18 protein-coding genes and 2 riboswitches are annotated in these 18,511 nt (G+C 37.6%); of the genes, 1 reads left to right on the forward strand and 17 read right to left on the reverse strand.

The annotated features are described in order from the left end of the window. Window positions 1–34: 34 nt before the first annotated feature. The 9 genes from IGL49_RS06435 to IGL49_RS06475 form a co-directional block, all read right to left on the reverse strand. A complete protein-coding gene (locus IGL49_RS06435) occupies window positions 35–1,468 on the reverse strand; it encodes a sensor histidine kinase (RefSeq protein WP_002357504.1) in 1,434 nt (477 codons plus the stop codon). Next, entirely contained in the window at window positions 1,469–2,041 is a 573-nt protein-coding gene (locus IGL49_RS06440; RefSeq protein WP_002384488.1) for an ANTAR domain-containing response regulator, read from the reverse strand. A gap of 27 nt (window positions 2,042–2,068) precedes the next feature. Next, window positions 2,069–2,416, reverse strand: coding sequence for an ethanolamine utilization microcompartment protein EutS (eutS, locus tag IGL49_RS06445; protein WP_002345864.1), 348 nt, complete (start codon window positions 2,414–2,416; stop codon window positions 2,069–2,071). Window positions 2,417–2,575: 159 nt separating this feature from the next. Further along, window positions 2,576–3,706 carry a 1-propanol dehydrogenase PduQ gene (locus IGL49_RS06450; RefSeq protein ID WP_010707558.1) on the reverse strand — a complete coding sequence of 377 codons (1,131 nt, stop codon included), beginning with the start codon at window positions 3,704–3,706 and terminating at the stop codon, window positions 2,576–2,578. 292 nt (window positions 3,707–3,998) lie between these two features. Continuing rightward, a riboswitch (adenosylcobalamin (AdoCbl) riboswitch) is annotated at window positions 3,999–4,148 on the reverse strand. Between the two features lie 44 nt (window positions 4,149–4,192). Beyond that, window positions 4,193–4,774 carry a cob(I)yrinic acid a,c-diamide adenosyltransferase gene (locus IGL49_RS06455; protein WP_104854865.1) on the reverse strand — a complete coding sequence of 194 codons (582 nt, stop codon included), beginning with the start codon at window positions 4,772–4,774 and terminating at the stop codon, window positions 4,193–4,195. After that, window positions 4,771–5,214 carry a EutP/PduV family microcompartment system protein gene (locus tag IGL49_RS06460; protein WP_010707557.1) on the reverse strand — a complete coding sequence of 148 codons (444 nt, stop codon included), beginning with the start codon at window positions 5,212–5,214 and terminating at the stop codon, window positions 4,771–4,773. The genes IGL49_RS06455 and IGL49_RS06460 overlap by 4 nt, the downstream gene beginning before the upstream one ends. Before the next feature lie 141 nt (window positions 5,215–5,355). Next, complete coding sequence (locus IGL49_RS06465) at window positions 5,356–6,123, reverse strand: ABC transporter ATP-binding protein (protein ID WP_104854866.1); 768 nt, start codon at window positions 6,121–6,123, stop codon at window positions 5,356–5,358. Then, window positions 6,120–7,127: a FecCD family ABC transporter permease gene (locus tag IGL49_RS06470; protein ID WP_104854867.1), complete on the reverse strand. Its 1,008-nt coding sequence runs from the start codon at window positions 7,125–7,127 to the stop codon at window positions 6,120–6,122. The genes IGL49_RS06465 and IGL49_RS06470 overlap by 4 nt, the downstream gene beginning before the upstream one ends. Continuing rightward, complete coding sequence (locus tag IGL49_RS06475) at window positions 7,120–8,148, reverse strand: ABC transporter substrate-binding protein (RefSeq protein WP_164982885.1); 1,029 nt, start codon at window positions 8,146–8,148, stop codon at window positions 7,120–7,122. Before IGL49_RS06475 ends, IGL49_RS06470 begins: the two co-directional genes overlap by 8 nt. A 118-nt stretch (window positions 8,149–8,266) precedes the next feature. After that, a riboswitch (cobalamin riboswitch) is annotated at window positions 8,267–8,426 on the reverse strand. A 205-nt stretch (window positions 8,427–8,631) separates the two neighbouring features. Between IGL49_RS06475 and plsY the strand changes: the two genes are divergently transcribed. Further along, window positions 8,632–9,261 (forward strand): glycerol-3-phosphate 1-O-acyltransferase PlsY, encoded by a 630-nt coding sequence (plsY, locus tag IGL49_RS06480; RefSeq protein WP_104854869.1) that lies wholly within the window; start codon window positions 8,632–8,634, stop codon window positions 9,259–9,261. Window positions 9,262–9,302: 41 nt separating this feature from the next. Here the strand turns inward: plsY and IGL49_RS06485 are convergent, their stop codons facing one another. The 8 genes from IGL49_RS06485 to IGL49_RS06520 form a co-directional block, all read right to left on the reverse strand. After that, the gene (locus IGL49_RS06485; protein WP_002363997.1) at window positions 9,303–10,178 is read right to left on the reverse strand and encodes an aldose 1-epimerase family protein; all 876 of its coding nucleotides are present in this window, start codon (window positions 10,176–10,178) and stop codon (window positions 9,303–9,305) included. 33 nt (window positions 10,179–10,211) lie between these two features. After that, a complete protein-coding gene (codY, locus tag IGL49_RS06490) occupies window positions 10,212–10,994 on the reverse strand; it encodes a GTP-sensing pleiotropic transcriptional regulator CodY (RefSeq protein ID WP_002357492.1) in 783 nt (260 codons plus the stop codon). A gap of 20 nt (window positions 10,995–11,014) precedes the next feature. Continuing rightward, complete coding sequence (gene hslU, locus IGL49_RS06495) at window positions 11,015–12,418, reverse strand: ATP-dependent protease ATPase subunit HslU (protein ID WP_104853664.1); 1,404 nt, start codon at window positions 12,416–12,418, stop codon at window positions 11,015–11,017. A 14-nt stretch (window positions 12,419–12,432) separates the two neighbouring features. Continuing rightward, a complete protein-coding gene (gene hslV / locus IGL49_RS06500) occupies window positions 12,433–12,981 on the reverse strand; it encodes an HslVU peptidase proteolytic subunit (RefSeq protein WP_002357489.1) in 549 nt (182 codons plus the stop codon). Between the two features lie 28 nt (window positions 12,982–13,009). After that, window positions 13,010–13,909 carry a tyrosine recombinase XerC gene (gene xerC, locus IGL49_RS06505; RefSeq protein WP_002357488.1) on the reverse strand — a complete coding sequence of 300 codons (900 nt, stop codon included), beginning with the start codon at window positions 13,907–13,909 and terminating at the stop codon, window positions 13,010–13,012. A gap of 211 nt (window positions 13,910–14,120) precedes the next feature. Then, a complete protein-coding gene (gene trmFO / locus IGL49_RS06510) occupies window positions 14,121–15,428 on the reverse strand; it encodes an FADH(2)-oxidizing methylenetetrahydrofolate--tRNA-(uracil(54)-C(5))-methyltransferase TrmFO (protein ID WP_002357486.1) in 1,308 nt (435 codons plus the stop codon). A 107-nt stretch (window positions 15,429–15,535) separates the two neighbouring features. Continuing rightward, complete coding sequence (topA, locus tag IGL49_RS06515; RefSeq protein WP_002357484.1) at window positions 15,536–17,614, reverse strand: type I DNA topoisomerase; 2,079 nt, start codon at window positions 17,612–17,614, stop codon at window positions 15,536–15,538. Between the two features lie 184 nt (window positions 17,615–17,798). Continuing rightward, a complete protein-coding gene (locus IGL49_RS06520) occupies window positions 17,799–18,452 on the reverse strand; it encodes a CPBP family intramembrane glutamic endopeptidase (protein WP_104853665.1) in 654 nt (217 codons plus the stop codon). Window positions 18,453–18,511: the final 59 nt, after the last annotated feature.

The following is an 18,511-nucleotide window of genomic DNA, read 5'->3' on the forward strand; positions in this document are numbered from 1 at the left end:
TTCTTTCTACTTTTCTTTAAGCGCCTTTGCTTAATCAATGAACAACATCACTGGTGTTCTGTTCGAAATAGAAACAGGTTTTAGTTCCCTGTTTATTGGATTCAATTGTAATTTTTCCTTTTAATTTATCTTTTACGTAGCTTTTGACAATCATCAAACCTAAACTGGTCTCGTTACTTTGATGAACGTCATAGCCTTTACCATTATCTGTAACAGTAATGGTAATCATTTTATTATCTAATGTTCCACTAAGTTTAACAACGCCACTTGTTTGTGGCTCAAATGCGTGATCAAAAATGTTTTGTAATAGTTCGTTGACAACAAGGGAAATGGTGACCATTTGTTCGCTAGAAACCATAATGGCTGGATCAACATCCATCATCATCTCAATGGGTTGTGCGCCTTGAAAAAGATGTCTAAAATTATACATCACTGCTTCCAATGTTTGCCGTAAAGCAACGTCATCTTTGACTTGTTTTGACAGCAATTCATGGGTGGCTGCAATCGCCATAATTCGATTGACACTTTCATGAAGGACTTTCTTTGCTTCGGGGCTTTGCGTTCGCCGTTCTTGAATACGCAATAAGGAAACCACCGATTGCAAGTTATTTTTAACACGATGATGAATTTCACGAATCGCAACAGATTTGGAAATAATTTCCGCTTCTTTTTCTTTAAATTCTGTATTGTCTTGAATAATCATAATCAGTTGTTCTTCTGATGCCAACCATACTTTTCGAACTTTAAAATAATAATTAAGGTAGGTCGTTTTGCTTTCAATAGGTTGATTACTCATTTTATATTTCATTTGATACAACACATATTCAAAAGTTGTATAATCGATGGACAAATTGTCATAACTCATGCCAATGATATTGTCCCGATAACCAAGTTTGCGATAAAGCTCTTGTGCATTGTGATTGGTAATTAATAAGTGCCCTGCTGCATCAAAAATCAAAACGGCTTCTGCCAATTGATCAATAAATAACGCGTCGACTTGACTAGTTGATTTTGCTACTTTTGCTAACTGGCAGTTATTTAGCTCCTCTTTTTGTAAGTCCGCTTGAATCTCTTCATCTGCCGCAATCTCGACAATAATGACACCAATCGTTCGATGTTCATTGCGAATGGGATAGATATTTTGCTTAATCAAACGATTTTCCTGAGTCACTGCTAACAAACCAATGCTATTTAAGCTAGTTTGCATGGTACGCAGAACACCAGGTTCATTTTTTAATAAAGCTTCCATCCCGACGACATCTCCGCTATATAAAGAAGTTGTCTTCGCAGGCGGCTTATGATAAACGACTAGTGCTTGCTGTGACATTTCCTTATACACATCAATAAAAACATCTGCACTTTGATACAGTGTCGTCGAAGAAAGATAACGTGCTGTACGTTGTAATTCTTTAATGTCTGATTCTGAAAGATTGGTATATTGGTGACATAATTGCTCTAATCGTTTCATTTATTCATCATCCATTACAATCAATTCTGCAATTTCGCTCATACGTGCGCGTTTGTTCATACTTAACGTACGCAACATTTGGTAGGCTTCTTCTTCCGATATATGATTTTCTTTTACAAGAATACCTTTGGCTTTTTCGATAATTTTACGTTCTTCTAATTTTAAACTTAATTTATCGATTTGACTTAGTAACAGCTGCGTTTGTTTACCTCGTTCAATGCTCATTTCAATTGTAGGTATTAATGATTTTTCGTCTAGAGGTTTAACTAAATAACCCAGTGCACCTAATTTTTTAGCCTTGTCCGTATTTTGTACGTCACTGTATGCAGATAAAAAGACAATACTACTGGCTAGTTGGTCTTGAACAATTTTTTTACCTGCTTTTAGACCATCTAAAATTGGCATTTGAATGTCCATTAATACTAGGTCAGGTTGTGTTTTTTTACATACTTCAATTGCTTCAAAACCATCGGCTGCTTCACCGACTACTTCGTACCCTGCTTCTATCACAATATCACGAATATCGAGTCTCGTAATAGGTTCATCATCGACTATTACAATTCGTCCATCCATTTTCTTCACGCCCTTGTCCTTTCAACGCTATGTTCTGGTAATTTTACAAGTTACAGAAAAGTTTAAAATCTGTTGTAAACCTTCAATCACCGCTTGTAAGGCTGCTTCCACTGAGCTTACGTCACCAGAAATGACTACCGATCCAGAAAAACGATCAATAAAACCGATTTGGATATCTCCGCTTTTAGTCGCAATATCAACAGCGATAATTGCCGCTTCGCTCGGAGTGATTGTCAAAATACCTAGTGCATTGCTGGTGCCTTCTGGCAACCCTAATTTTGTATAAATTTCTTTATTAGGACTAGCAATGATGTGCGCTAACGTTACTTGTTTCCCAGGAACATATTCTTGAATCATTCGTTGTTTTTCTTCCAACCAGACTCGCTCCTTTAATTTAGCAAATAAAAAATCCTCAATAAAAAACGTAAAGGTTCCACTTTCGCTTTCTACTAAGGAGCTTCTTTGCTCTTAAATTTTGAAGCACGCCGTTGTGCTACCCACATTATATGTTATCGATTTCATCCTGTCAATCGCTTATAAGATAGAATTTAAAATTTTTGTCACTTCTGCTGCTGTTGGTTGGACAGGATTTGTTTTGGTGCAACCATCCATCAATGCGCCTTCAGCTATTTTTGGGATCGCAGCTTGGACTTCTTCTTTTGGTAAACCATAGTCACTAAAAGTGGCAGGCATGTTTAATTTTTGACGGAGTTGCTTGATTTGTCGAATAAATTGTTGAACACCAATCCGTGCATTGGTTGTCTGTGTATCATTTAGACAATTTGCTAACTGCGCATAACGTTTAGCTGTTGGTTCGTTGGTGACTTTGCCATTCGCTAAGCCACTGTTATATGCAATGACTTCAGGTAAGAGCATTGCATTCATTCGTCCATGTGGCACATGTAAACGCGCACCGGCCGCATGAGCAATACCGTGATTCAAGCCTAACGAAGTAACATTAAACGCCATCCCTGCCATACATGAAGCTAAATGCATATTTTCACGGGCTTGTTGGTTGCTACCCTCATTAAAGGCTATTTCTAAATTGTCGAATACTAAGCGAACGACTTTTTCGCACAACGCATCTGAAATCGGATTTGCTTCTGTTGAAACATACGCTTCAATAACATGCGTTAAGACGTCCATTCCTGTATCCGCTGTGATTTTTGGTGGCACACTCATCACTAAATTTGTATCTAAAATCGCAATTTCTGGTTGAATTTCATCCGTTACAAGCGGGATTTTGGTGCCAGTTTCAGCAACCGTAATCACTGAAAAATTCGTAACTTCTGAACCAGTCCCACTAGTTGTAGGAACCGCAATAAACTCAGCAATCTGAGTTTGCAAAGTACGTTTGCCAAAAAATTTCATTGCTTTGGCCGCATCAATAGCGGATCCCCCACCTAAAGCTAATATCGTATCTCCTTGAAATGTCGCTAACTGCTTAATTCCCGCAGCAATCTTATCAATTGGTGGATCGGGGATGATGTCACTAAAAATTTGCCATTCACTTTTTGTTAAATGCTTTGTCACTTCATTCACAAATCCAGAGTCAACCATGAATGGATCTGTGACAATGAAAACACGTCTATCATGAAGTGTTTCCAAATTGGCTAATGCGCCTTCTCCTACCCATAGTTCGGTAGGGAAATGAATTGTTTTCATCTCAATTCCTCCTTAATAAAATACAAAAAGACACTTCAAACAAACGAAAAATCATCTGTCTGAAGCGTCTTTGCTTCCTTATGTATACGCCATTGTACACGAAACCTTATCCATAGAGTACAACGCCTTTAATTAATTGTCAATAAAAAAAGGGAATATAGCAGTACGTCATTGTACCTGAAATCTCCTTCAACATTGAAAGACCAGCCCAAAATTCCCGAAAGCACTTCCTCGTGCCATTAATTGGATTAATACAAATATCTTGGGCTGGATTTTCAACACAAGCGTTGTTAAGAAACATCCTGTTTTGCCTCGAAACAGCATGCCCAATAATGAAAAAATGAAAAGACCTGACTTAAAAGCAACCTTGCTTCTTCACAGTGGCGGGACCGTGCCAGATTCTCACTGGCTTCCATTCATATTTTTCATAAAATATTCGTTTAATCTATCTGAAATTTACCATAAGTTTTTTAGAAAAGCAACTGTTTACAATCCATCTTCTTTAATTTTATGGAAAACCTTTTCGCTTCGTTCATAAAAAACATCAGGTCGTTGTGCTTGAACATTTAAATAGCGAGCCAACGCATAAAAATAATCCGATAAACGATTGGTAAAAATTAATACCTCTTCGTTAATTTTGGCTGTCCAATTTAAACGAACAATGATGCGCTCTGCGCGCCGTGCAATCGTCCGAGCCACATGAACCATACTGGCTGCTGGAGTTCCGCCAGGTAAAATAAAACGATCAATATCTGGTGATTGTGCGGTGTAAACATCAATCCGTTGCTCCAACCAATGGACACTTTCCTTTTGTAATTTAAATGGTCGTTGTGCTTCAATCGGTGTTGACAAATCTGTTCCTGCATCAAAAAGTAAATGTTGTAAAGCTTCTAGTTCTTCTTTAATTTCTTGATTTTCTTGTGGAAGTTGGCTGATAATGTAGCCGACCCAAGAATTCAATTCATCAATCGTTCCATAACTTTCCACTCGATCAGAATCCTTAGCGACGGTTGAGCTGCCGACTAATTTCGTCATTCCCTTATCGCCAGTTTTTGTATAAATTTTCATTCTGCTTCATCCTCCTCTAAATAATCTACTAATTCTTGCAAGCCAATTTTTTCAACAGAAGAAATTTCAAAAATTCTTGTTGCACCCGCACTTTTTAATTGTTGCCGAACAATCTCTAACTGCTGAGAATCTTGTGCTAAATCAATCTTGGTTAAAATACCAATGATTTCTTTCGGGAAAATACTACCAAATCCTGGTGAAAAAACTTGTTGTGTTTCTACAGCACTTTGGACCAAACCGATCACATCTGCTTCTGCCGCTGTGACGTTTAACGCATTATAATATTGCCGATGCAAAATAAACTCGCCTGGTGTATCAATCATTTCTGCATGAAATTCCACCGCCTGTGTTTTATCATAAATTAATTCTTTGCCTTGCAGAGCTTGACATAACGTGGTTTTGCCACAACCGATTGCCCCCATTAAAATGATTCGTTTCATCGCTACCTCCATAAAAAAGGAGCCCAAAGCAAGTACCATTACGTACTTAGTCTTGGGCTCCTTTGCCGATTTGTTAAAACACGCCATTGTGTTTCCGCTTCTTTACCTTTATCTTACCTGTTTAAAAAAAACTTGTCAAAGTTATTGAATAGTTTCCCAAACTTTATGTTGTTTCTGAAAATAGGAAACAATATCTGTTTCAAAAATCGTTTGTAGAAATTCTTTTGAAGCCAACGTTTGGAAATCACCTTGCGCAGCCACTTTCCCTTGCTTCATAAACACAGTTTTTTCACTGAGCGTTAAAGCTAAACGGATATCATGAAACACACCGATTAGCGTTTTGCCTTCTTGCGCACTCCACTCATTTAACTGCTGAATTAATTCTTGTTGATACCGAATATCCAAATGATTATTGGGTTCATCCAATAAAATAATTTCTGGATCTTGTACAAATAATTTAGCCAAAAATACTCGTTGTTGTTGTCCTCCGGAAAGCTGATTGACAACTTTATCTTTTAAAGGCAATAAACCCGTGCGTTCTAAATAATAAAGGACTTGTTCTTTTTCTTGTTTAGAAACAATAGGTAAAAAACGTTGTGCTTGCTGTCGATACGCCCCCATCAAAACTGTTTCGTAGACCGTATAATCAAAAGCAACTGTCGTGAATTGACTCATCATCGCTACTTTCGTTGCCAATTCTTTCCGCTTTTGTCCATGAACTTCTTGACCATCAATTAAAACAGAACCACTATAAGGGATAAGTCCGGCAATCGTTTTTAAAAGTGTCGTTTTGCCACAACCATTTGGGCCTAAAATACAAGTTTTACTACCTGTCGGAAAACAGAGGGAGGTATCTTTTAAAATGGGACTTTGTTGGAGTGTTACAGCTGTTTTTTTTAATTCAATCATACTGCAATGCTCCTTTTTTTAAAGTAAATATACAAGAAGAACGGTGCTCCAATCAGGGCTGTTACTGCCCCGATGGGAATTTCTCTTGGTGATAAAATCGTGCGGGCAATTGTGTCCCCTATTACCATGATGGTCCCACCTAAGATTGCTGAACCGGGAATCAACCAGCGATGAGTCGCCCCTAAATAGCGACGGACAATACGTGGCGCTATTAAATCAACAAAACCAATCACACCGACAAATGAAACCGCACTTCCTGCTAGTAAACTAGCCAAAAGAATAATGCGTAGTTTTGCTGTTTTGACTTCTACTCCCGCTAACATTGCATGTTCTTCTCCTAAGCCAAGAACATCCAATGCGCTGGCATCAAACCAAAGAAACAGACTGCTGATAAGCAAGATTGGACAATAAATCGCAATTTTTTGCCAATTACTGCCAGAAAAACTACCCATTTGCCAAAAGACTAATTGTTTCAAATAATCTTGGAAAAGTGCTGTAATCAACGTCAAAATAGCACCGACAAACAAGGTCATAATCATCCCCACTAAAACAACTGTTTGATTGGACATTTGACTATCCATTGTTTGCGTAAATAACAAAACTAAAAAGACTGTTGCTAAGCCAAAGATAAAACCAGTTAAAGGTAATAAAAACGCACCCAAGATCGAAGCAGTTACACCGGTTACCATGATTAACGCAGCACCTAAGGATGCTCCTGCTGATACGCCCAAAGTATACGAAGAAGCTAAAGGGTTACCTAAGAGTGATTGCATCACCGTGCCACTTACTGCTAAGCCTGCGCCAACGAGATAGGCCATCACGACACGCGGTAACCGAACATTCCAGATGATTCCTTCTAAAATGCCATCTTCTGAAACCGTCTTTTTCACTAAAATTTGAAGCAAATCCGTTAACGAAATCTGAACACTTCCAATTTTAATACCCAAAAAGAGCATGCTCATACTGATCAAGAGCATCAGTATGAGACACGTTTTTTTACTCATCTTTTAAATCCTTGTATTCCTCTGGATAAACAGCTTTTGCCATTTGTTTTAATGCTTTGGTAATGTGGTTATTTGGTAAAGAGCTAGACATGTTATCGATTTCGAAAACTTCTTTGTTTTGAACTGCAGGAACGTTTTCCCAGTTTTTACGAGCTAAAATTTCTTTGGCGGGGTCTTTCATATAGTTAACATTGGTTAAAATGACTTCTGGTTTTGCAGCAATGGCCGCTTCTTCTGTCACGGGTAACCAGCCTTTTTCATTTGCCAAAACATTTTTTGCCCCAATTGTTTCAATCATTTCATTTAAAAATGTCCCATTACCAAAGCTATAAATGTCTGGTAAGGCAGCCACTTCAAACAAAACAGTTTTTGGTTTTTTTATGGTTTTACCAATTTTGGCTACTTCGTCGATTTCTTGATCCATTGTTTTGATTAACTTTTGTCCTTTTTCATGTTCAGACAAGCTATCCGCGATGAATTGGACGTCTTCTTTGATTGCTTTGATGCTTGTACTAGTGGGAATATTAACGACTGTAATTCCAGCATCTTCCACTTGTTTCCAAACACTTTCTGAGCTAGCTAAATTGATGTCATTCACATAAACAATTTGTGGTTTCAAGGCAATCAATTTTTCGGCATCGACAGCCATCATATCCATTTGTGGTAATTTTTTTAAATCAGTCATCATTGTGCTACTTTGAGTATCAACTGCGATTAATTGATCGGTTTTACCTAAGTCTTCAATCACTTCTGTTGTTGATGGCACTAGGGAAATAATTTTGTTTGCTTCTTTGGGTAAAGTAATTTCTTTACCACTACGGTCTTTGGTTGGTAACGTTACTTCTGTTTTTTCAGAAGAGGCAGTTGCTTTCTTTTCCTGTTTGCCACATCCCGCTAAGCCAAGTGTCGCTACTAAACCTAAAGTCATCATTGTTAAAGTAAATTTTTTCATTTTTTCATCCTCGCATTCGTCTATTTTATTTTGGGGAAAATTTTCTGAAATGAACCTCCTTTGTCTCAACGTCAAAACAATACAAAAAAACCACTTTTTTCTCCAATAGAAAAAAAGCAGTCACTTAACTATGCTAATGATATACTCAGCCAGTTATCTTCAAAGCCCCTTCTTTTTCCTACAAAAGAATGATTAGACTTATCAAGCCGGTATCCTGACTTAGCTTCTTCTTACTCCCAATCCTTCCAGAATAATCTGTGGTCTTATTGGTTTCATCCGCCATACAGTAGGTAGGTCTGTAGAGGATTCACACCTCTTTCCCTGACACTTCATAAGTACATATATATTGTATCTTCGTTGATAACTAATTTTCAAACCAGTGATTAGACGTCCTTGTCTAATGACACACATTTATTATAACGGTTATCAACCATTTGTCAACGCTTCCTCAAGCAAAAGAAAAACTTTTCTTGTTTTAGTTATTAGACATTGTTCCGTTTTTCTATTCATGATAAAATAAATCCTAGTTTGAATAAGAAAGAGGTTAACTTGATGAAAATCGTCATTTTGTTACTTGTTGCCTATTTATTAGGTTCGATTCCCTCAGGTGTTTGGATTGGCAAACTTTTCTTTAAAAAAGATATACGCCAATTTGGTAGCGGGAATACAGGAACAACCAATACATTTCGGGTCTTAGGGAAACCTGCCGGAATTACGGTATTATTAATGGATATCTTGAAAGGAACGTTAGCCACTTCATTACCCTATTTGTTTGGTTTACAAAGTGTGAACCCGCTCTTCTTTGGGGTAGCAGCTGTTTTAGGGCATACCTTCCCTATTTTTGCCAATTTCAAAGGTGGTAAAGCCGTAGCCACTAGTGCCGGCATGTTATTAGCATACAGCCCCACATTTTTTATTTATTCTGCTCTTATTTTTGTGATTTGTCTGTATCTAACCAGTATGGTGAGTTTAACAAGTATGATTAGCGCTGTACTAATTACACTTTCTACTATTATTTTGCCTTTCACTGTCCCAGCTATTTTACCAACATTTAACTGGTTATTAACCGTGATTGCGATTGCTTTGACTACTTTTATCTTTGTCCGTCATCGTGAAAACATTCAGCGAATTAAAAATGGAACAGAAAGTCGCCTTTCTTTTGGCTTACGTGCAAAAAAATAAAGAAAAAGGCTGTGAACAAATAATGTTCACAGCCTTTTTCTTTATTTTACACTAATCATATACTGTGTTTTAAATAGTTCGTTAGCTGGTAACTTATTGATGCCAAATTTTTCAGCAAGTTGGCCAGTTGCGTCGACAGCATCAGCAATCCCGCACCAAGGTTCGATACAGACAAAAGGCGCTTCTTTCGGTGTCGGTGACCAAATCCCCACAAAAGGCATTTCTGGATAACTCAAAGTGACTTGATGGTCACTTTCGTCTGTGGCAATCGTAATTGCTGTTTGACCTTTTGTTTCAAAAATCATTGCATCATTTTCAAATAATTGATGCGTTAAGTCAAAGCTAGTATTCGTTTGGGCTAGCGTTTTATTCGCTAAATCAATAAACGGGCCTGCTAAGGGAATTTGTGTCCGTGATTTTTTAGGTGAAAAACTTAGATAATAATCTTCAAACGTTAGTGAAGATTCTAAAGGTACATTAAAGGCTGGATGACCACCAATCCCAAAATACATCTCTTCTTTCCCTGTATTTTCTACTTGGTAGTTTACAGTCAATTCTTGATGTTCTAATGTATAAGTAATCACTAGTTCAAAATCAAAAGGATACTTCTTCTTGGTTTCTTTTGTTGATTTTAGTGAAAAAGAAACTTCTTCTCCACCTTTTTCAATCACATCAAATACTTGATCACGAGCAAAACCATGTTGAGTTAAATGATACGCTTGATTTTGGTACATATACGTATCTTCTTTTAGACGACCGACAATCGGAAAAAGTACGGGCGCATGGCGGGCCCAAAATTCAGGATTTCCTTGCCAAATATATTCAATGCCGGTTTCTTTTGATTGTAAACTTACTAATTCTGCTCCTTCTTCAGCAAATGTTGCGATTAGAAATTCATTTTCAATTTGTACAGTCATTGCGTTGTCCTCCTAGTTGATACGAGCAATTGCTTATTTTTCCAACTCTTTAATAAATTGTTGATTTAATACTTTTAAATAAGTCCCTTTCATACCAAGAGAACGTGATTCAATAATTCCAGCTGATTCTAATTTTCTTAAGGCATTCACAATTACGGAACGAGTAATGCCTATTTCATCTGCAATACTTGAAGCAGTTAAACGACCTTCTTCGCCATCTAAGGCTTCAAAAATGGCATGGACGGCTTTTAATTCACTATAGGAAAGAGTGTTGATGGCCATTTGCACGGCAGTCGCACTGCGAACTTCTGCTTCAATTGTTCTGGATTGATGATACAAAATTTGCATGCCGACAACGGTCGCACTATATTCAGCTAACACTAAATCATCCTCGTTAAAGGATTTTTCAACACGCGCTAAAATAATCGTACCCAAGCGTTTGCCAGCACCGTACAAAGGCACAATAGTGGTTAAACCAAACGGATACAGCTCTCGTGATTCAAAAGGAAATGCAGTTAAATCACTATCTATTGGAATATTGGCTTCGGTTACTTTGAGCATATCCACGGCCTCGGTGTATCCTTGAGGAAATTTTTTCTCTTTAAACATATTTTTGATACGGGCATTATTAACATCTAATTTTTCAGTATACCCCAACAAATCCCCTGAACTGCTAATAATATACGCATTACTTTCTAAAATATCCCCTAAAATCATTGCCATTTTGTTGTACGGAAGTTCTGCTTGTACGTCAAACAGATTGTTTTTTTGCAAAAGCTCGTTCACTTGACGTGTTTTTTCTAATAATGTAGCCATCTTTTCTCCTCCAGCCTTTTTTATAAGATGTAACGACTTAAATCTTCATTTTGAACAATGTCATTCAATTTTTCATCGACATATGCTTCGGTAATCGTAATTTCACCCATTTGCATATCTGGTGCTTCATATAATAAATCTTCTAATAAACGCTCTAAAATTGTGTGTAAACGACGCGCCCCAATGTTATCTGTATCACGGTTTACATCATAAGCGATGTGTGCTAACCGTTCAATTGCTTCTTTTGTAAAGATGACTGAAACATTTTCTGTGCCGATTAATGCTACATATTGTTTAATTAAAGCATTGTTTGGCTCAGTTAAGATACTTACGAAGTCATCAGCCGTTAAATCATCTAATTCAACCCGAATTGGGAAGCGGCCTTGTAATTCTGGAATCAAGTCACTTGGTTTTGACAAGTGGAAAGCACCTGAAGCGATAAATAAAATGTGATCCGTTTGTAAAGGACCATACTTCGTGTTAACTTGGGAGCCTTCAACAATCGGTAAAATGTCTCTCTGTACTCCTTCACGAGAGACTTCGCCCGAATTTTGTTGGCTTTTAGAGGTGATTTTATCAATCTCATCGATAAAAATAATTCCGCTTGATTCAGCTAAACGAATCGCTTCACTATGAATATCAGCATCATTGACAATTTTTGCTGATTCTTCTTTCACTAATAATTCTTGTGCTTCTTTTACCGTTACAGTACGTTCGATTTTTTTCTTTGGTGACAGAGCGCCTAACGTTTCATTTAAGTCGATACCCATTTGTTCTAGGCCATTGTTCATAGCTGGCATCGTTTTTTTCGGTTCTTCAATTTCAATTGTTACTTCACGATTATTTAATAGACCTTTTTCCAGCTGTTCCAAAATTGTTCGGCGATTCGTTCGAATATCTTCCGTTACTTCTTCTTGTGCTTCTTGCTGTTGCTGAGCCATGTTAAACATGTTCATCATTTGTTCAAATTGATTACCGCCAGCCTGTTTTTGTTCTTTTTTAATTCCAGGCACTAATACTTTGACTAAACGTTGATTGGCCTTTTTCAACGCTTGCGCATACACGCGACTGTATTGTTGTTTTTCAACAATTTGGATCGCATTTTCTACTAAATCCCGCACCATTGATTCGACATCCCGACCAACATAGCCTACTTCTGTAAATTTGGTTGCTTCAACTTTTACAAAAGGCGCATTGACAATTTTTGCGAGACGACGAGCAATCTCAGTTTTACCAACACCTGTTGGTCCAATCATTAGTAAGTTTTTAGGCGTAATATCTTGTTGCATATTTTCTTCTAATTGCAAGCGACGATAGCGGTTACGTAAAGCTACCGCCACTGATTTTTTGGCAGCTTGCTGTCCAACAATATATTGATCTAGTTCTTTGACTATTTCTTTTGGTGTTTTGTTTAATTCATTCATGGATTTTCCCTCGCTTATAATTCTTCTACAATGATATTATGATTCGTAAATACACAGATATCTGCAGCAATATTTAAGGCATTTTTAGCAATCTCTTTCGCTGGCATTTCTTTATCGCCAAAGTTTTTCATGGCTCTTGCAGCAGACAAAGCAAAATTACCGCCAGAACCAATTGCTAAAATACCATCGTCTGGTGTAATGACTTCCCCAGTTCCTGAAACTAAGAGCATTTCTTCCTTATTCATCACAATCAGCATGGCTTCTAACTTTTGCATGGACTGTTGTGTCCGCCACTCTTGGGCTAACTCAACTGCAGCTCTGGTTAAGTTTCCGTTGTATTCATTTAATTTCCCTTCAAACTTTTCTTCTAATGTAAAGGCATCTGCCACACTTCCTGCAAAACCGACAACGACTTCATCATTGTAAATACGGCGCACTTTTTTGGCCGTACCTTTCATAACGACAGATTCGCCCATTGTTACTTGGCCGTCACCAGCCATTGCAAATTTTCCATCTTTTTCGACTGCACAAATTGTTGTAGAGTGAAATTGTGATTCAACCATTATTGTTCCTCCTAGACGTTTACCTCCATTATGCACGAGGATGAAACGTTCGATAATTTTTTTGTAAACTTTCTTTTGTCACATGCGCATATATCTGAGTTGTTGATAAATTAGCATGTCCTAATAGTTCTTGAACTGTCCGCATATCGGCGCCATTGTTTAATAAATGTGTCGCAAATGTATGGCGTAACATGTGGGGATGAATTTCCGCATTTAATGAACTTTTTTTAATTAGTTGGTTTAAGACATATTCAATCCCTGTTGGCGTGATTTGTTCGCCATGATGATTAACAAAGACATACGGATGTTTTTTTTGATATTTTGTCATTAATAGCGCGCGGCCATTCTCTAAGTAATCCTTTAAGGCGTCTTGTGCAAATGAACCAAAAGGCACATAGCGGTCTTTATTTCCTTTTCCGTGAACCAATAAAACAGAAGCTTGAAAATCAACTGCATCCACCGTTAAGTTTGCACATTCACTGACCCGAATACCAGTCCCATACAGAACTTCTAGCAACGCTTGATTTCTCAAATCAAGCGGTTGCTCCCCTTGTGCGCTCTCAAATAATGCATCCATTTCTTTTTCATAAAAAAAACGGGGCAACCGTAACTGTTTCTTTTTCATATGAACATAGGAAAAAGGATTTTCTTGGATTGCTTCATTTTTTAATAAGAATTGATAAAAAGAACGCAAACTGGCAATTTTTCGACTAATCGAATTGCGGCTATATTCCTGATCGTATAATTCGCTCAAATAAGCCCGAACATCCAAATGTTCCACAGTCAAATAATTGTCATTACCTGAAGTCTTTAAAAACGAAAAAAAATGTTGTATATCTTCTTGATATGCTTTTTTTGTTTTTTCTGAATAGCCTCTTTCGACAATAAGATAACGAGCAAATAACTCAGGCCAATTCTTTTCTTCCATGTGATAGCCCTCCTCATTCGATTACAAAGTAACTTTAGCATAACCTTTTTCAAAAGACAATTAAGTTGTCAGAATTTAATCAATATTTCTAAATATGTTCACAATTTTAACTATTCTTTAGCTTTTGTTATTTTTTTCTAAAAATTAAAAGACTGAGTATCATCGCAATTCTTAGCAATGAAACTCGGTCTTTTCTCATATTTCTTCTAATTTAGTCTAAAGATTGGATAACTTGAGCTTGAACATCTAAGGCCCGATTAGCAATCGCTTCGTAGCGTTCTTTTTTGTCACGAATTCGTTCAGGTAACTCTGGGAAAAGCCCAAAGTTTGCATTCATTGGTTGGAAATGTTTACCTTCTGCATGCGTAATATAATAAGCCATGCTTCCTAAAGTCGTTTCGCGAGGAAATTCAATTGGCTCTTCCCCTTTGGCAAGACGAGCTGCATTAATACCTGCGAGTAAACCACTTGCCGCACTTTCAACATACCCTTCAACACCAGTCATTTGTCCAGCAAAAAACAGGTCGTCACGTTTTTTTGATTGATAGGTTGGCTTCAGCAATTCTGGAGAATTCATGAAACTATTACGGTGCATGACGCCATAGCGCACAAATTCAGCATTTTCTAATCCCGGAATCATGCGGAATACTCGTTTTTGTTCGCCCCATTTTAAATGCGTTTGGAAACCAACAATATTGTATAAAGAAGCTGCGGCATTATCTTGACGTAATTGAATTACAGCATAAGGCCGTTTGCCTGTTTTAGGATCTTCCAGTCCGACCGGTTTCATTGGACCAAACAACATGGTTTTAATGCCACGTTGCGCCATTACTTCGATGGGCATGCAGCCTTCGAAAAACTTCTCTTTTTCAAACGTGCGTAAAGGAACCACTTCTGCATTGACTAACGCTTCATGAAAAGCATTAAATTCTTCTTCAGTCATCGGACAGTTTAAGTAAGCCGCTTCTCCCTTGTTATAACGAGATTTTAAATAAACTTTATCCATGTCAATTGTTGATTTATCAATAATTGGTGCTGCTGCATCATAAAAATAAAAACCTTCAGAACCATTAAATTCTTGAATTTTTTGAGATAAGCTTTCAGAGGTTAAGGGACCCGTTGCAATAATGACAATTCCTTCCGGAATATCTGTGATCTCTTCATTTTTGATTGTAATTAATGGATGACTTTTAATTTTTTCAGTGATTGTTTCAGAAAAAGAATCACGGTCAACTGCTAAGGCGCCGCCAGCTGGTACAGCGGTTTGATCCGCACTACCAATAATGATTGAATTTAAACGGCGCATTTCTTCTTTCAAAACACCTACCGCATTGGTTAAACTATTTCCACGTAATGAATTAGAACAAACTAACTCTGCAAAATTTTCTGTTTGATGCGCTGGTGTCTTTTTGACAGGGCGCATTTCATATAAATCAACTGGTACGCCAGCATTGGCTACTTGCCATGCCGCTTCACTTCCGGCTAAACCGGCACCAATAATTGTGACTTTTTTTGTCATGTATAAAAATTCCTTTCTATGTCAAGAAGTTAAGAGCTATCTCTTACAAACTCAATTCATTTTACTAAAAGAGAAGACCGAAGTAAATTCTTCGGTCTCAATTTTTCTTATTTTTGGACGTTTTCTTCATAATCGCCATTGATACAAACGACTTGTTTGCCGCCTTTAACTTTTTTCTCTACTAGATATTGCCCACATTTTGGACATGGTCGGCCTACTGGTTTGTCCCAAGAAGTGAAGTCACACTCTGGGTACCGACTACAGCCATAGAAAATCCGATTTTTCTTTGATTTCCGTTCAATAACTTGTCCTTCGTGACACACAGGACACGTCACACCAATTTCTTTGACAATCGCTTTTGTATTTCGGCAATCTGGGAAATTACTACATGCATAAAATTTTCCGTAGCGACCCAGTTTAATCACCATTGGATGCCCACATAGTTCGCAGTCAAAGCCTGCTGGCTCATCTTTAATTTGGATTTTTTCTATTTTTTCTTCGGCGTTGGTTAATTCTTTTTCAAATGGTTTGTAGAAGCGATCCACGACTTCGACCCATTTTTCTTGCCCTTCACCGACTTTATCTAAGTCCGTTTCCATTGTCGCTGTAAAATGTGTATCGACAATTTGTGGGAAAAACTCTGAAACTAATGAATTCACAATTTCACCTAATTCCGTTGGTTCAAACCGTTTATTCGTTAGCTTCACGTAATAACGCCGTTGAATGGTTTCTAGTGTGGGCGCATACGTAGATGGTCGTCCCACGCCATTTTCCTCTAAAGTACGGATTAACGTGGCTTCACTAAAACGAGCCGGTGGTTGAGTAAAGTGTTGTTTCGGTTCGATATCGACGGATTTAACAACGTCACCTTCCACTAATTCAGGTAAAATATTTTCCTTGTCTTCTTTACCATCATCGCGTCCTTCAACATATACTTGCATAAACCCTTTAAATTTTACTTTTGAGCCATTGGCAATAAACGTTACGCCGTTTTGTTGAAGTGTGACCTTCATGGTATCTAAAATCGCTGGTGTCATTTGACTAGCTACAAAGCGCGACCAAATAAGAGTATATAATTTTAATTGATCTTTATCTAAATACTTCTTCATTTCATCGGGTGTTCTTAAAACGCTTGACGGACGAACCGCTTCATGGGCATCTTGTGCACCTTGCGTATTTTTAGCTTTGCGGCCGCCATGTGCTGAGAACTCATCCCCGTAGGTTTTTTCAATGAATTCAGCAGCTTCTGCTTTGGCGGAATCGGCAATTCTGGTTGAGTCTGTACGCATGTAGGTAATCAGCCCCACAGTGCCTTGTTTCCCTAAAGCAATTCCCTCATACAATTGTTGCGCAACCATCATGGTTTTACGCGTTCGGAAATTTAATTTACGTGCCGCTTCTTGTTGTAAACTACTAGTTGTAAAAGGTAATGCAGGGTTACGTTTCCGTTCTTTTTTCTCAACTTTTGTAACATCGTAATCTTTTCCGTCAATCCGAGAAGTGATTTCTTTCACCGCTTCTGCATTTGGTAATTTTTTCTTTTTACCATCTACGCCCCAGAAATTTGCTTTGAATTTCTTGCGACCTTTTTGGAAATTCCCATCAATGCTCCAATATTCTTCAGGTTTAAATTCTCGAATTTCATTTTCCCGATCAATAATCATTTTTAAAGCAACAGATTGCACACGACCAGCACTCAAGCCTTTTTTGACTTTACGCCATAAAATAGGACTAATCGAGTATCCGACTAAACGGTCTAAAATGCGCCGTGCTTGTTGTGCATCAACTAAATCAACGTTAATGGTTCTAGGCTCTTTAAATGCTGCTTTTACCGCTTCTTTAGTTATCTCGTTGAATACCACGCGGTTTTTATCTTTTAAATCAAGGCCAAGAAGATAAGCTAAATGCCAAGCGATGGCTTCACCTTCTCGGTCCGGATCGGCTGCAAGATAGACTTTTTCAGCTTTTTTTGCAGCCGCTTTTAAACTTTTGATGACATCGCCTTTTCCACGAATCGAAATATAATGAGGTTCATAATTATTTTCAATATCAATCCCCATTTTACTTTTTGGTAAATCGCGAATGTGACCAACACTGGCAACCACCTTGTAGTTTCTTCCTAGATATTTTTCAATTGTTTTGGCTTTGGCAGGTGATTCTACAATCACGAGATACTTATAGGCCATTCAATTAGCTCCTTTCGCGTTCGCTTTCCTACTATATAATATATGTAAAAAACGCACAAATCGTAATACATCATATGCTATATAGAATAGGTTTGTCAAGACTAGGCTTTCTAACATTTCTGTCATTTCTGTTTGACTGTCCGAATTTATAAATAAAAAATGCCTATGATTTATAGATTTTATCCTAAAGCATTAAAATACCCAAAACATTCCAACTAAAATGAGTCAAGACAGCAGCTTCAAAGCGACCCGTGCGTAGATAGACCCAACTTAAAGCTAATCCCATGCCCCAATAAATAACAAAACTACCTATATCCGTGGGCGTGTGCACAAGTGCGAATAAAATAGAAGAAACGAGTATGCCTATTTTTGAAGCTGGCTTGAAAAACGCTTGAATCCCGACACGAAAAATTCCCTCTTCAAAAATTGGCCCAAGCACACCTGCAAAAATAAGTATAAGCCCTTTAGGAATGGCTTGAACAATTTCTTCAACACTTTGTTGGTTAGAGGTCGTCTCTAGTCCTTCCAGACGTAATAAGAAATCACCAAGTATTCCCACACAAAAGATTATCACCAAACCTAACAAGACCACTGGCAAGGTTTCTTTGATTCCTAAAAAAGTCCAAGTTATGAGCTTTTTCTTTTTCAAAAAAGCAACAAATAGATAGACGAAATAGGCACCAAGTCCAACAGCCACTAATCCACTAACAATGCGAAACCAAAATTTTTCTGTAGAATATTGAACAATCAAGACCAACATCAAAGGAATTTGATCCAAAATCAAAAAGCCCAGTAGCTGCATACCAAACAACCATCTTTTTCTAACAACCGTTTCCATTTAGACACTCCTAACTAACAACCAAAAGATTAAAATCTGATTAAATAGTACCGAAGTGA

This window comes from Enterococcus sp. DIV1337a, assembly GCF_051712285.1.
In the GTDB taxonomy this organism is placed as follows: Bacteria; Bacillota; Bacilli; order Lactobacillales; family Enterococcaceae; genus Enterococcus; species Enterococcus faecalis.